This is a genomic window from Devosia soli, assembly GCF_000970455.1.
Taxonomy (GTDB): Bacteria; Pseudomonadota; Alphaproteobacteria; order Rhizobiales; family Devosiaceae; genus Devosia; species Devosia soli.
In genome coordinates this window covers 242,460-257,121 of record NZ_LAJG01000023.1, presented here as the reverse complement: position 1 = coordinate 257,121, position 14,662 = coordinate 242,460, and the positions used below count along the sequence as shown (strand labels likewise).

At 61.0% G+C, this 14,662-nt stretch carries 13 protein-coding genes; 1 reads left to right on the top strand and 12 read right to left on the bottom strand.

From position 1 onward, the window contains the following. From VW35_RS13500 to aspS, 12 genes are all read right to left on the bottom strand, one after another. On the bottom strand, nucleotides 1-582 hold the full coding sequence (locus VW35_RS13500; RefSeq protein WP_046143565.1) for a GNAT family N-acetyltransferase: 582 nt from the start codon (nucleotides 580-582) through the stop codon (nucleotides 1-3). A 2-nt stretch (nucleotides 583-584) separates the two neighbouring features. Continuing rightward, a complete protein-coding gene (locus tag VW35_RS13495) occupies nucleotides 585-1,235 on the bottom strand; it encodes an SGNH/GDSL hydrolase family protein (protein WP_046143564.1) in 651 nt (216 codons plus the stop codon). 11 nt (nucleotides 1,236-1,246) lie between these two features. Further along, on the bottom strand, nucleotides 1,247-2,629 hold the full coding sequence (locus tag VW35_RS13490; RefSeq protein ID WP_046143563.1) for a pyruvate dehydrogenase complex dihydrolipoamide acetyltransferase: 1,383 nt from the start codon (nucleotides 2,627-2,629) through the stop codon (nucleotides 1,247-1,249). Between the two features lie 11 nt (nucleotides 2,630-2,640). After that, complete coding sequence (locus VW35_RS13485; RefSeq protein ID WP_046143562.1) at nucleotides 2,641-4,038, bottom strand: pyruvate dehydrogenase complex E1 component subunit beta; 1,398 nt, start codon at nucleotides 4,036-4,038, stop codon at nucleotides 2,641-2,643. A gap of 1 nt (nucleotide 4,039) precedes the next feature. Continuing rightward, nucleotides 4,040-4,435, bottom strand: a complete 396-nt coding sequence (locus VW35_RS13480; protein ID WP_046143561.1) for a hypothetical protein — start codon at nucleotides 4,433-4,435, stop codon at nucleotides 4,040-4,042. Nucleotides 4,436-4,441: 6 nt separating this feature from the next. After that, nucleotides 4,442-5,461 carry a pyruvate dehydrogenase (acetyl-transferring) E1 component subunit alpha gene (gene pdhA / locus VW35_RS13475; protein WP_046143560.1) on the bottom strand — a complete coding sequence of 340 codons (1,020 nt, stop codon included), beginning with the start codon at nucleotides 5,459-5,461 and terminating at the stop codon, nucleotides 4,442-4,444. Nucleotides 5,462-5,575: 114 nt separating this feature from the next. After that, nucleotides 5,576-5,923: an FtsB family cell division protein gene (locus tag VW35_RS13470; protein ID WP_052951718.1), complete on the bottom strand. Its 348-nt coding sequence runs from the start codon at nucleotides 5,921-5,923 to the stop codon at nucleotides 5,576-5,578. Between the two features lie 118 nt (nucleotides 5,924-6,041). Then, nucleotides 6,042-7,013 carry a ribose-phosphate diphosphokinase gene (locus VW35_RS13465; protein ID WP_046143559.1) on the bottom strand — a complete coding sequence of 324 codons (972 nt, stop codon included), beginning with the start codon at nucleotides 7,011-7,013 and terminating at the stop codon, nucleotides 6,042-6,044. Between the two features lie 59 nt (nucleotides 7,014-7,072). Next, the gene (locus VW35_RS13460; protein ID WP_046143558.1) at nucleotides 7,073-7,363 is read right to left on the bottom strand and encodes a Dabb family protein; all 291 of its coding nucleotides are present in this window, start codon (nucleotides 7,361-7,363) and stop codon (nucleotides 7,073-7,075) included. Continuing rightward, a complete protein-coding gene (locus VW35_RS13455; RefSeq protein WP_046143557.1) occupies nucleotides 7,360-9,645 on the bottom strand; it encodes an NADP-dependent malic enzyme in 2,286 nt (761 codons plus the stop codon). The genes VW35_RS13460 and VW35_RS13455 overlap by 4 nt, the downstream gene beginning before the upstream one ends. 126 nt (nucleotides 9,646-9,771) lie before the next feature. Beyond that, the gene (locus VW35_RS20675) at nucleotides 9,772-11,373 is read right to left on the bottom strand and encodes an EAL domain-containing protein (protein ID WP_152662586.1); all 1,602 of its coding nucleotides are present in this window, start codon (nucleotides 11,371-11,373) and stop codon (nucleotides 9,772-9,774) included. Nucleotides 11,374-11,516: 143 nt separating this feature from the next. Next, nucleotides 11,517-13,307 carry an aspartate--tRNA ligase gene (aspS, locus tag VW35_RS13445; protein ID WP_046143556.1) on the bottom strand — a complete coding sequence of 597 codons (1,791 nt, stop codon included), beginning with the start codon at nucleotides 13,305-13,307 and terminating at the stop codon, nucleotides 11,517-11,519. 184 nt (nucleotides 13,308-13,491) lie between these two features. Here aspS and rnd point away from each other — a divergent pair, with 184 nt between their 5' ends. After that, nucleotides 13,492-14,661 carry a ribonuclease D gene (gene rnd / locus VW35_RS13440; RefSeq protein WP_046143555.1) on the top strand — a complete coding sequence of 390 codons (1,170 nt, stop codon included), beginning with the start codon at nucleotides 13,492-13,494 and terminating at the stop codon, nucleotides 14,659-14,661. The last annotated feature ends 1 nt before the right edge of the window (nucleotide 14,662 follow it).

Genomic DNA, 14,662 nt, shown 5'->3' with positions numbered 1-14,662 from the left:
TTATTCCTTCACCATCAAGAGCCACTCCGAGCCATGCGGCGATACGCCGGGAAACGGCACCATGGGGCGGCTTTGCGTTACCGAGAAACCCCGGCGCTCATAGAGTTTGCGGGCGCCCTCATTGGCGTCCTCGACGATCAGCGCTTGGCCGTTCGCCAGTGTTTTTGCAGCGCGCTTGTCGGCATCATCGAGCAGCAGAGAGCCTGCGCCCTTGCCGCGCCAATGCTTGTGCACGCCGAGCATGGAAATGAAGAACCGGCCATTGGCCTCTTCCTCCAGCTCCTGAATGGGCTTCAGCGGCGCCCAGATATCGACAGGCACACCCTGTTTCTCATCCGGTTTGCGATAGCCAAGGAGCATGCCGGCGATCTCGCCATCATCTTCCGCCATGGTCGCATTGCGCCAGCCGAAAACGTCGTCTTTCAGCATCTCAAGCCGGCCGACTTCGAGCGGGTCATACGTGCCTTCCGCTTCTTCGTCATGCGCCCAGCCCCGCGCCATATTGCCATGCACGGCAATATTCACCAGCAGCGCAATCTCCGCCGCATCGGACTTTCGCGCCTGTCGCAATGACAAGACCATGCCTAAAGACCCAGGACCTGTTTGACGAGCGGCACGAGGCCCTCGCCAATGGCGCGGGTGTTAGCGGCATCGAGGTGAATACCATCGAGCGGCGATGCAACGGCTACGGTTGCTGCATCGAAGAAGCCAGTATTCCATTCCTTGGCGCGCTTGGCATAGTGCGTGGCGAACTGACGTGACTCTTTCAGGCCATGCTCATATCCGCCAAAATGCTCCATCATGTCTGAGTTGTCGCTGTCGCAAACGAGCGGAGGCGCAACGAGAATGATCTCCGGTGCCTGTTCGCCCTTGCCGGCATAATGGCCGCGGATGATCTGCACCAGCCGTCGCATGCCGAACGAGGCTTCGGTCGCCGACCCGCAAATGGCGGGCTTGAGATCGTTGGTGCCGAGCATGATGATAACGAGATCGAGCGGCGAGTGGCTGTCCAGAATCGTCGGCAGAATGCGACCGCCATTGCGATCTGCCGCCGCATACCAGTCGTCCGAAACCGTCGTGCGCCCGCCGAGACCCTCGGCAATCACCCGCGCTGCGCCACCGAGACCGCGTTCGAGCACCGTCGGCCAGCGATCGTCATAGGCATGGCGGGGGCCACCCGGCTGCGGATTGGCCCCATAGGTCAGGCTGTCGCCATAGGCGAGAATGGTCTTCATGCGCCCTGCCCCTAGGCCAGCATCATCACCGGGTTTTCGATCAGCCCCTTGAAGACGCCGAGCAGTTCGGCGCCGAGGGCACCATCGACCGCACGGTGATCGCAAGAGAGCGTGACCGTCATGAACTGGCCGATTTTGATCTGGCCATTCTCGGGATAGACGCGCTCTTCGCCGGCACCAACCGCGAGGATCGTGCCATGCGGCGGATTGATCACGGCGGCAAAATGCTTGATCCCGAACATTCCGAGATTGCTAACCGAAGACGAACCGCCCTGATATTCATGCGGCGCCAGCTTCTTGGACTTGGCGCGGCCCGCCAGATCCTTCACCTCTTCCGAGATTTCGCGAAGGGTTTTCGTGTCGCAGGATTTGACCACCGGCGTGAAGAGACCGCCCGGCACAGATACGGCAACCGCGACGTCCGAACGCTTGTGGTAGAGGATCGAGTCCCCGGCCCAGGTCGCATTGGCGGCCGGTACACGCTGCAGCGCAATGGCCCAGGCCTTCATCACGAAATCATTGACCGAGAGCTTGTAGCCCGGCTTGCCGTCCTTGCCCTTGGGCGCCGCGCCATTGATCTGCTCGCGGGCGGCCATAAGCGCGTCGATCTTACAATCGAGCGTGAGATAGAAGTGGGGAACGGTCTGCTTGCTTTCAGTCAGGCGCGCGGCAACGACCTTGCGCATGCCGTCGTTCGGTACGACTTCGTATGTGCCTTCTTCGTAAAGCGCCATGACCTGGTTCTTGCTCATGCCCGTCGCCGGCGCAGCGGCAGCAGCCGGCGCACCAGCAGCAGGCTTGGCAGCGCCCTTACCCGACTTAGCGGCTTCGACGTCAGCCTTGATCACGCGACCCTTGGGGCCAGAACCGGCCACCGACGCGAGATCAATCCCGGCTTCCTTGGCAAGACGCTTGGCCAGCGGCGAAGCGAACACGCGGCCGCCCTCCGACTTTGCCGGAGCCGGTGCAGCCGCAGCCTTAGGCGCGCTGGAGCCGGAATTGGAATTGGCGACAGGCGCGGTCGAGGTCGTCGACGTGCCCTTGTCATATTGAAGCGTGCCCGCATCGCCCTTCGGCGCTTCGGTCTTGGCTTCGGCCTTTGGTGCCTCAGCCGGCTTTGCGCCGCTCGAACCGATGGCGCTGGCGTCCTCGCCTTCCTGCAGCAGCACGGCGATGACGGCGTTGACCTTCACATTGTCCGTGCCTTCTGCAACGAGAATCTTGCCGATCTTGCCCTCGTCGACAGCCTCGACTTCCATCGTGGCCTTGTCGGTCTCGATCTCGGCGATCACGTCACCGGAAGAGACCGAGTCGCCTTCCTTGACGTGCCATTTAGCAAGCTTGCCCTCTTCCATCGTCGGAGAGAGCGCCGGCATGGTGATATCGATTGGCATCCCGGATCTCCTTACGAGCGATAGGTCACGGCATTCACGGCCGCGATCACTTCGTCAACATTGGGCAAAGCCAGCTTTTCGAGGTTTGCTGCATAGGGCATCGGCACGTCCTTGCCGGTCACGCGCAGCACGGGCGCATCGAGATAATCAAAGGCCTGTTCCATGACGCGGGCGGCGAGTTCGGCACCAATGCCGCCCTGCGGCCAGCCTTCTTCGACGGTCACAAGGCGACCGGTCTTCTTGACTGACTCGATAACGGTGTCGCTATCCATCGGGCGCAGCGTGCGCAGGTCGATCAGTTCGACATCGACGCCGGCCGCAACGAGCTTCTCAGTCGCCTGGGTCGCGTACCGCATGCCCATTGAGAACGAGACGATGGTCACGTCCGCACCCTTGCGGGTGATGCGGGCCTTGCCGATCGGCAGCACGAAGTCGTCCATCTTCGGCACGAGGCCGGTGGAGCCGTAAAGAATTTCGTTTTCGAGGAAGACGACGGGGTTCGGCGAGCGGATGGCCGCCTTGAGAAGGCCCTTGGCGTCAGCCGCGCTATAGGGCGCGATGACCGTGAGGCCCGGAACGTGGCTATACCAGGCCGAATAGTCCTGGCTGTGCTGGGCGGCAACGCGGGCAGCCGCGCCGTTGGGGCCGCGGAACACCATCGGCGCCTTGACCTGGCCGCCCGACATATAGAGCTGTTTAGCGGCGGAGTTGATGATCTGGTCGATTGCCTGCATGGCAAAGTTCCAGGTCATGAATTCAACGATTGGCTTGAGACCAGCAAACGCCGCACCGACAGCGAGACCGGCAAAGCCGTGCTCGGTAATCGGGGTATCGATGACGCGCTGCGGGCCAAATTCCTGAAGGAGACCCTGGGTCACCTTATAGGCGCCCTGATATTCGGCCACTTCCTCGCCCATGATGAAGACATTGGCGTCCGAGCGCATTTCTTCGGCCATGGCTTCGTTGAGTGCCTGGCGAACGGTCAGCTCGACCATCTCGACGCCTTCAGGCAGGTCGGGATCGTTTTGCGCCACAAACTTCGGCGCTTCGCCGCCAGTCTTGGGCTCTGCGGGAGCCGGCGCAGCAGCTGCTTCCGGCACGGCCGACTGGCCTTCCGGATCCGACGACGTCGCCTGAGCCGCCGGGCGATTGCCCTCGCCCACTTCTTCGCCTTCGCCGAGCACCAGCGCGATCGGCGTGTTGACCTTCACGCCCTCGGTGCCCTCTTCGACGAGGATTTCCTTGACGACGCCTTCGTCGACCGACTCGACTTCCATCGTCGCCTTGTCGGTTTCGATTTCAGCAAGCACGTCGCCGGATTTGACTGTGTCGCCGACCTTGACGAGCCACTTGGCGAGCTTGCCCTCTTCCATGGTGGGAGACAGGGCGGGCATGAGGATTTGGGGCATATCAGCTCTCCAGAATGAGCGCGCCGGGCACGTCAGCCGCGCGGCGAATGTCAGAGTGTTCGGCGAGATGGGCGGGCAAAACGCGCCAATCGTTGAGGCTGACGGCACCGACCTCGGCCGTCTCCCCACGTTGATTGACGACCCATCCGCTGAGGATCAGGCCGAAAATAATGAAGACGAGGCACGCAATGACGGCGCGCCTATAAATGGCAGCCTGCACTTCGCCAGTGAGCCCGGCCCAGCCGGAAATCCGTTCGAAGCGCCACCAGCCGAAAAGCCAGTCGCGCCAGCTGGGACCGCTCGCAGATGCCAGCCGGCTGATGGCCATTGCCTGCCCGGCGGCAAGCGCGCCGGACAGCAAAGCAAACAGCAGGATGACGCCGAGCAGGATGCCCATCTGCGCCTAGGCCTCGATGGTGATGTCGGTCCAGAGTTCCGACGGATCGGGTTCCGGATCGTTGGTCGCAAAGTCGGCCGCTTCCGTGACGATCGCACGAATGTCGGTCTCGATCTTCTTGAGCTCTTCTTCGGTGACAACACCACCTTCGATGAGGCGCGCACGCACCTGCTCGATCGGATCGCGCTCCTGGCGATACTTGGTCACCTCGTCCTTGGAGCGATATTTTGCCGGGTCGGACATCGAGTGGCCGCGATAGCGGTAGGTCAGCATTTCGAGAATGTACGGGCCATTGCCCGAACGGGCATGTTCGATGGCGCGCTTGGCAGCGTCATAGACCATGCGCACATCCATGCCGTCGACCTGCTCGCCCGGAATGTCGAACGAGGCGCCGCGCATAGAGAAATCGGTGGTCGCGGCAGCGCGCTCGATCGAGGTGCCCATGGCGTATTTGTTGTTTTCGATAATGAACACGACCGGCAGCTTCCAGAGCTTGGCCATGTTGAAGGTTTCGTAGACTTGGCCCTGATTGGCCGCGCCGTCGCCGAAATAGGCAATGCTCACCGAGCCGTCGCCGGTATATTTCGAAGCGAAGGCGAGACCCGCGCCGAGCGAAACCTGCGCGCCGACGATGCCATTGCCGCCATAGAAGCGGTGTTCGTTGGAGAACATGTGCATCGAGCCGCCCTTGCCCTTCGACAAGCCACCCTGGCGACCAGTGAGCTCAGCCATCACGCCCTTGGGGTCAAGGCCCATGACCAGCATATGGCCATGGTCGCGATAGCCGGTGATCTGGGCGTCCTTACCCTTTTCGCTCGCCATGGTGATGCCGGTAACGACAGCTTCCTGGCCGATATAGAGGTGGCAGAACCCGCCGATGAGGCCCATGCCATACATCTGACCGGCCTTTTCTTCGAAGCGCCGGATCAGCAGCATTTCGCGGAAGGCTTCGAGGTCCTGCTCGTTGGTGAACTGAGGGGCATTGGGCTGCGTCTTGGCCGAAGTGGCCGTCGCCTTGCGCGCCATGAGATGGCTCCCGTCTAGAATGGAATTTGCCGCTTGGCCGATCAGGCCACTTCTTGCACTATAGCGCAAGCTTCTGGCAGATAAAATTGCTCATATAGCAGGTCCGCAACCTGGCTAGAGGATTGAATCTGAATTGATAATATCGATTAGCTGAGAGTCGGTTAATTCTTGGAATTTACCGGAAATAGGTTTACCCGTGTTTGGATCGACCATCACGAGTATGTCGCCGGCGTTCGCCATATTCAGCAAAGCCCGCGCGCGTTCGGTGACGATATCGGGATCTAGGTGGCGCGGATTGAGTAGAGTATTGCGATGGCTGAAGCTATCGATTTCGGCCTGTAACGCGGACGACTGATCCTTGAGCACCTGGATATCGGCGAGGATTTCATCCCGGCTTTCGATACCGAAATTGCCGTTGATCGCCGAATAGCCGAGATAGCCCTGAAAGGCGAGCAGCGCCACGGCTAGGGCCAGGGGACGCCAGAATGGAGGGCGCTTGAGTCTAGTGGGCATGTGCGGACCGGTCTATGATCCCGCCACTATGCCCATGTAGGGATTAATGGCCGGTATAAGGCTTTAGCTATTCCGCCGCTACGCGCTCGGGCTGCTTGTCAGACTCGAACAGCGCACTGACTGAGTCGCCATTGTTGATACGCCGCATGGCCTCGGCCAGCGCCGGCGCCACCGACAAAACGGTCAATTTCGGATGCGGCTGACGCAGCGCGTTCGGCAGGGTGTTGGTGCAGACGATTTCCGTAACATCTGGCTCTGCCGCAAGACGTGCAACCGCGCCGCCCCCAAAAATCCCATGGGTGCAAGCCACCCGCGCCGAACGCGCTCCATTGGCGCGCAAATGCTTGAGCAGCTCAAGGATCGATCCGCCGCTGGCGATTTCGTCGTCGAGGATGATGACGTCCTTGCCCCGCACTTCGCCAATGATCGCGGAAATGCGAACCTCGGTATCGGTGATACGCTCCTTGGCGCCGGCTGCCACCGGCGTGCCAAGGCTACGCGCAAAGGCGGCCGCCGTCTTGGCGTTGCCAAGGTCGGGCGAAACTACAACCGCGTTGCTGAGATCGAAGCGCCTGAAATGCGCCGCTAGCTCGTGCAGCGCATGCAAATGGTCGACCGGAACGCTGAAAAAGCCATGTACCTGCGGCGAATGCAGCGTCATGGTTAGAACGCGATCGGCGCCGGCGGTCTTGAGAAGATCAGCAACCAAACGGCCGCCGATCGAGATACGCGGCGCGTCCTTCTTGTCCGATCGTGCGTAGGAGTAGTGCGGAATGACTGCCGTGATGCGCGCGGACGAAGCGCCGCGCGCGGCGTCCAGCATCAGCAGCAGTTCCATCAGATGTTCCTGAACCGGCGCGCTCAGCGTCTGCACCAGGAACACGTCCTGCTCGCGGCAATTGGCCTGCAATTGCACTTCGATACAGTCGTTGGAGAAGCGTTTGACCTGCGTGGGCTGCAGCGGCACGCCGAGATCGGCGCATATCTCGCTCGCCAGCTCCGGATGCGCACTTCCACTGAACACAGCAATCTGGTTCATGCGACGTCCTCGGCTCTTGGCTGGGCAGGATTTCTGCGCCAGCTCTAGCCTACCCCGCCTCAGAGCGCAACGTAGTCGATCTCTTGAAACCGCTCGACTTCAGGCACCCAGCGGTCACGGACGAAACCCACATGATCGGGATGCACGTTGTACGCGTCATAGGCAGCCTGGTCGGCAAATTCCATGGAGAAGCCGAAGGCATAATCGGCCTTCGGGCTCACCTGGCGCAGCCGTTCGAATTTTCCGACGCCGGGGATGGCCTCGAGAACGAGAGCATCCTTGAGAAATGCCGTCTCGGCATCCGAGCCAGAGGCATGCTTGAGCGTGAAGACAACCGTGTGGCGGATCATCCTTCCGCCCCGATCGCTTCATTGGCCGCAATGGCCGCCATGTTGACGATGCCGCGGCTCGTCACCGATGGCGCAAGGATATGCGCTGGCGCCTGCGTGCCCATCAGGATCGGCCCGACGGCCAGCGCATTGTTCATTTCCTTGAGCAGCGTCATCGAAAGGTTGGCCGCGTCGAGATCGGGGAAAATCAGGAGATTGGCTTCGCCGCGCAGCGCCGTATCCGGGATGTAGCGCTCGCGCAGTTCCTGGTTCAGCGCCAGATCGCCCTGCATTTCCCCTTCCACGATCAGGTCCGGCGCCACGGCTTTGAGCTTGGCATAGACCTCGCGCATCTTGAAGGCGCTGTCGCCGTCACGCGAGCCGAAGTTCGAGTAGCTCAGAAGCGCTACGCGGGCTTCGATGTTGAAGCGCTTGAGGTGATCGCGGGCCTGAAGCGCAATGCTCACGATTTCGTCGGCACTCGGGTTTTGGTTAACATAGGTATCGGCGAGGAAGAACGCGCCGCGCGGCATGATCAGCATCGAAAGCGCCGATACGTCGCTGACGCCGGCCTGCAGCCCGATGATCGAGCGGATATCGCGCACGTGCTTGATGTAGCGGCCCTGCAAGCCGCAGATCAGCCCGTCCGCCTCGCCGCGCTTGACAGCCAGCGCACCGATCACCGTCGTATTGGTGCGCACGATGGTGCGGGCCGTGTCCGGCGTCACGCCATTGCGGCCGACAAGCGAATGGAAGAGGCTGACATAGTCGCGGTAGCGCGGATCGTCTTCGGGGTTGATGACCTCGAAATCCCGACCCGGCTGGATGCCCAGACCGAAGCGCTCGATGCGCGCCTCGATAACGGCGGGACGACCAATCAGTATGGGCCGCGCGATCCTCTCTTCAAGGAGCACCTGCGTAGCGCGCAACACGCGTTCGTCTTCGCCATCTGCAAACGCGATACGCTTGCCCTGCCCCTGTGCCCGATCGATGATCGGTTTCATTACGAGGCCGGAGCGGAACACGAAGCGGTTGAGCTGGTCCTGGTAGGCATCCCAATCGGCGATCGGGCGCTTGGCAACCCCAGAATCGATCGCCGCACGCGCCACGGCCGGCGCGATGCGGAGGATCAGCCGCTGGTCGAACGGATTGGGGATGATGTGGTCCGGCCCGAACACCGCCGGCGCCCCGGAGGGTGACACCTCGAGCCCGGGCTCATGCGCGAGCTTGGCAATGGCGCGCACCGCCGCCAGCTTCATTTCCTCGTTGATCGTCGTCGCGTGCACGTCAAGCGCACCGCGGAAGATGAATGGAAAGCAGAGGACGTTGTTGACCTGGTTCGGATAGTCCGAGCGCCCCGTGCAGACCATGGCATCGGGCCGCGTCGCCTTGGCCACTTCGGGCATGATCTCGGGGTTTGGATTGGCCAGTGCCAGAATCAGCGGCTTCGGTCCCATCCGTTCCAGCATTTCCGGTTTTAGGGCCCCAGCTGCTGACAGCCCGAGAAACACATCGGCGCCATCGATGACCTCGGCCAGCGTCGTCGCGTCGCTCGTGCGGCGGAATTGGCCGCGCCACTTGTCGTTGACGTCGTTGCGCTTGTGGGTAACGAGACCATCCTTGTCCGCGACCCAGATGTTCTCGTATTTGGCGCCGAGTGCGACGAGGACGTTGAGGCAGGCGATAGCCGCAGCCCCTGCCCCCGAGGTGCAGATCTTGACGTCCTCGATCTTCTTGCCGGTCAGCTCGAGCCCATTGAGCACCGCTGCGCCGACGATGATCGCCGTGCCGTGCTGGTCGTCATGGAATACCGGGATCGGCATGCGCTCGCGCAGCTTTTCCTCGATCTCGAAGCAATCGGGCGCGCGGATATCTTCAAGGTTGATGCCGCCGAAGGTCGGCCAGAGCGGTGCAACGGCATCAACAAACTTGGTCGGATCGAGCTCATCGACTTCGAGGTCGAAGACGTCGATACCGGCGAACTTCTTGAAAAGAACGGCCTTGCCTTCCATCACTGGCTTTGACGCCAGCGCGCCAATATTGCCGAGGCCGAGCACTGCCGTGCCGTTGGAAATCACCGCCACGAGGTTCTGGCGCGACGTATAGCGCGCAACCGCGTCGGGCGTCTGGGCGATTTCCTCGCACGGCGCCGCAACGCCTGGCGAATAGGCAAGCGCGAGGTCGCGCTGGTTGCCGAGCGGCTTGATGGGTTGAATCTCTAGCTTGCCGGGCTTGGGAAATTCATGAAAATGCAGGGCAGCGTCGCGCAAGATCTTGCGCTGTTCATTGGGATCAGTCGACACGCTTTTCCTCCGGCGGGCAGGCTATGCCCGGTCGTACTGCCATCAATCCGAAGCAATGGAAAGAGGCGTTCCATGTCGGAAGGCATAGAACTAAAGGCTTAGCCTGCCTCACGACACCCAAGAAGGTTAGGCCGCGTCGGAATCGATATCGGCCACGTTGGAATATCCGACAGGCGTTGCCTGCAGCGCCAATGCCAGCTCCTTGAAGGCACCGACCTTGAGCGCCGGCGCGAAAATATAGCCCTGCGCTTGGATGACACCACGCGAGCGCAGGTAGATGGCCTGCGCCTCGGTTTCGACACCCTCAGCCACGATCTCGCAGCCGAGATCCTTGGCCATGGCGATAAGACCGTCCAGAACCGGCACCTGCGTCGTGCCCGGCTTGATCATATCGACGAAGATGCGATCGATCTTGATCACGTCGACGCCGAGCGTCGCGATATAGGCCAGGTTCGAATGCCCGGTTCCCGCGTCGTCCATGGCAATGCGCGAGCCGAGGGCGTGCAGCCCGGAAATGACGCTGTTGACCGCCGGAGAGTTTTCGAGCGGCCGTCTTTCGGTGATTTCAAACACCAGCTGATCGAATGAAATCGGCGAATTACCAAAGATCGCTTGCACGTCCTCGACGATACCGACATCGCGGAAGTGACCTTCGAATAGATTGATCGAGATCTTCATGCCGGGCATTTTCTGCGACAGATCGGACAGGTCATAACGAACCTGCTGCATGAGCGAGAGCGTCATCGGAATGGCCATGCCGCTGGCTTCGGCATAGTCGATGAACACACCTGGTGGCACGATCTGACCATTGGGCTTCTCCCAGCGGCAGAGCACTTCGCACCCGACAAGACCGCCTGTACGGAGGTTGATGACCGGCTGATAGTACGGCTTGATCTCGTTGCGGCCGATGGCTCGCTCGAGGTCGAACGAAGGCACCCGCGAGCGGCGCGCATAGCGCAGGGCAATCAGCAGCAGGCAAGCGCTGAACATGCAAGCAAGCGTCGTGAAGAGCACGTCGAGATCGGCGTAGCCGGCTCGGGCATCAGCAAACGGCAAGAGATAGCGGACCTTGACCGGTAGTTCGCCGGCAAAACTCTGCACTGCCAGATATTCATTGCTGCCAGCGAGCTGGTCGTAGTCGAGCCCATCGCCGACTGCCAAGACCTGCAGGCCGCTTGTCAGCGCAATATCGAGCATGGCGCCCTTTGGCAGCGTATCGGCAAGTCCCTCCTGAGACGAGGCGAGTAGCGGCACGAATGCCGAGATGCGGCGAACGCCGCCCAGAACCTGCGTCACCTTGATGGCCGGAATAGCCATTTCGGCAAACTTGGCAATGGCGATCGTTTCGGTGAGCCCCGGAACGGGCAGAGAGTCGGAAAGCGGGGAATGCTGCACGGAGCGCCCGAAGGCGTCGCAATACTGCACCCCGTCCATGTTCTCGACGAGGATCTGCTTGACGTTGGGGCTGTTCTCGATGGCGCGCTGGGCGAAGTCGGTAAAGGTTGGCGTACAGAAGGACGGGCTGTCGGCGATCACCTGGCGAAGCGCAGTGACGGCACTGGCCGTGCTGTCGTTGATCTGGGCGCTGATCTCGTTGACGCGCGCCTGCAGCGCCGAAAGCTCCTTGTTCCGTGCATAGGCGTCGAGGAGATAGTCGACCGAGAGAATCGGAACGAAAGCCAGCAGCGCACCCAGCAACATAAGAACGTGCGAGAACTTCGCCTTCACCGACCAATCCACTTCTACGAGGTCTTTATCCCATTGTTAATGCTGCGAGATTAAAGGCGCGTTAACCGCCCTTAAAAGCTGCTGGGCAAACAAAAAGGGCAGGTCTTGAGACCTGCCCCAGCGCATTTTTTCTAAGCGAAGAATCAGCTCTGGACGTTAAGCCGGATGCTGAGTTCACGCAGTTGCTTGTTGTCGGCCGGGCTCGGCGCCCCCATCAGCAGGTCTTCAGCTTGCTGGTTCATCGGGAAGGCCGTGATTTCGCGCAGGTTCGCCACCCCGCAGAGCAGCATGACAATGCGGTCGATGCCGAATGCCGCACCACCATGCGGCGGAGCGCCATATTGGAACGCGCGGTAGAGACCGCCGAACTGTTCTTCGACTTCCTCGCGCGACTTGCCGGTCAATTCGAACGCCTTGACCATTGTTTCCGGCTCCTGGTTACGGATCGAACCGGAAGCGATCTCGAAACCGTTGCAAACAGCATCGTACTGGTAGGCCTTGAGCGAGAGCGGCTCAGCCGAATTGAGCGCGTCAAGCCCACCCTGCGGCATCGAGAAGGGGTTGTGCGCGAAGTCGATACGCTTTTCCTCCTCGCTCCATTCATAGAACGGGAAGTCGACGATCCAGCACAGCGCAAACTGCTCGGTATCGACGACACCGAGATCGTTGCCGACCTTGTTCCGGGCTTCGCCGGCGAACTTGTAGAACTTTTCTGGACGGCCGGCGACGAAGAACACGGCGTCGCCATCTGCAAGGCCAAGCTGGCTCTTGATCGCAGCCGTGCGCTCTTCGCCGATATTCTTGGCGATCGGGCCCGAACCGGCTCCGTCCTTGAAGAAGATATAGCCAAGCCCTGGCTGGCCTTCGCCCTGCGCCCAGGCATTCATGCGATCGCAGAATGCGCGGCCGATCGGTTCGGCGCCAGCCTTGTTCTTGGCCGGGATCGCCCAGACTTCGACCTTGGGATCGGTTTCGATCTGGTTGGCGAAAACCTTGAAGCCGGAACCGGCAAAATGCTCGGTGACGCCCTCGATTTCGATCGGGTTGCGCAGATCCGGCTTATCCGAACCGTATTTGCGAATGGCGGTATCATAGGGAATGCGCGGCCAGTTCTTGGTCACGCGCTTGCCATCGGCAAACTGCTCGAACACGGACGTCATCACCGGCTCGACCGTTTCCCAGATTTCTTCCTGGGTGACGAAGCTCATTTCGAGGTCGAGCTGATAGAATTCGCCCGGCAGGCGATCGGCGCGCGGATCTTCGTCACGGAAGCACGGCGCGACCTGGAAGTACCGGTCAAAGCCCGCTACCATCAGCAATTGCTTATATTGCTGCGGCGCCTGCGGCAGTGCGAAGAACTTTCCGGGATGGATGCGGCTCGGCACCAGGAAGTCGCGCGCCCCTTCCGGCGACGAAGCCGTCAGGATCGGCGTCGAAAATTCGGTGAAACCGGCGCCGCCCATGCCGGCGCGCATGGCCGAGATGATTTTGGTGCGCTTCAGGATATTGGCGTGCAGCTTTTCGCGGCGCAGATCGAGGAAGCGATAGCGCAGGCGAATGTCCTCGGGATACTCGGCATCGCCGAACACCGGCATCGGCAGTTCCTTGGCAACCGACAAGACCTCGATCTCGCGGATGAAGACTTCGATCGCGCCGGTCGGGATGTTGTTGTTCACGGCCGATGCGTCGCGCATCTTCACTTCGCCATCGATGCGCAGCACCCATTCCGAGCGCACCTTTTCTGCCTGCGCGAAGGCGGCAGAATCAGGGTCGATGACGCATTGGGTAATGCCGTAGTTGTCGCGCAGATCGATAAACAGCAGGCCGCCGTGGTCGCGGATGCGGTGCACCCAGCCGGAAAGACGCACATTATTGCCGGCATCACCCGCCGTGAGGGCGCCACAGGTGTGCGTGCGATAGCGATGTGTCGTCATTTTCTGTTCCGAATGTAGCAAAAAAGGGCCGGATTCTCGGGCGGGAAAAGCGCATGGCGCACCCCGCTTGTCAAGCGTTTGGCCGGATGCGCCTAACCCACGCACCAGAACGGAAATCCGAGGTGGAGCATTCCGTCTGCACCTGCTAGGAACGATATTGACGATTTTGAGACGGTAAGCCCGTATGGACCTAATTGTTTCCACCGACGCGCTCTCGGCTTTTTGCGAGCGCGCAGCCCGGTTCGACTTTGTGACCGTGGATACCGAATTCCTGCGCGAAACCACTTATTGGCCGCGCCTCTGCCTTATCCAAGTCGCTACTGACGACGAGGCGGTTCTGATCGATCCGCTGACTGCCGATTTCGATCTCAAGCCGTTTTTCGCCCTTCTTGCCAATCCCTCGGTCACGAAGGTTTTCCATGCAGCGCGGCAGGATATCGAAATTTTCGTCAAGCTGACGGGCTCGGTGCCGCATAACATCTTCGATACGCAGATCGCCGCCAGCGTCTGCGGGTTCGGCGATAGTGCGTCCTATGACAGTCTCGTCCGCGCCATCTGCAAGGTCGAACTCGACAAGTCCTCGCGCTTTACCGATTGGTCGGCCCGTCCGCTGTCGGAAAAGCAGCGGCTTTATGCTCTGGCCGACGTGACCTATCTCCGCGACATCTATCGCGAACTGCGCCATCAGGTCGAACAGACGCGCCGCTGGGATTGGGTAGAGGACGAACTTGCGACCCTACGCAGCATCGACACCTATGTCGTCCAGCCCGAAGAGGCCTGGGAACGGCTCAAGATGAAGATCAACCGCCCCCGCGACCTAGCTGCCCTCAAGGTGCTGGCCGAGTGGCGCGAGCGCAAGGCGCAGCTCACCGACCAACCTCGCAGCCGCATCTTCAAGGATGATGCGCTTTACGATCTCGCGATGCAGCGTCCGCTATCCGCCGACGCCTTCGACAAGCTGCGCGCCGTGCCGCGCGGCTTCGGCCGCAGTGCCGCTGCTGCCGAGATCATCGAGCTCTTGAAGGCTGTGGAAGCCATTCCAAAATCCGAGCTGCCCGTTCTGCCGGAACGCTACCGCGGCCCCTCCCCCAAAGGCGCTGTGGGCGACCTCATTCGCGTGCTGCTCAAATCAGTTGCCGAACAGCACGGCGTGGCAGCACGCATCATCGCGACCTCGGACGAAATCGACGCCCTGGTGCTTGACGACGATGCGGACGTCCCTGCTCTCAAAGGCTGGCGCCGCAAACTGTTCGGCGACAAGGCACTCGCTATCAAGCACGGCCGCATCGGGCTCGCTGCCACCCGCAAGGGCGTCATCGAATTCCCCGTGACCCCAGCCGAAGCCGCGGAATAGC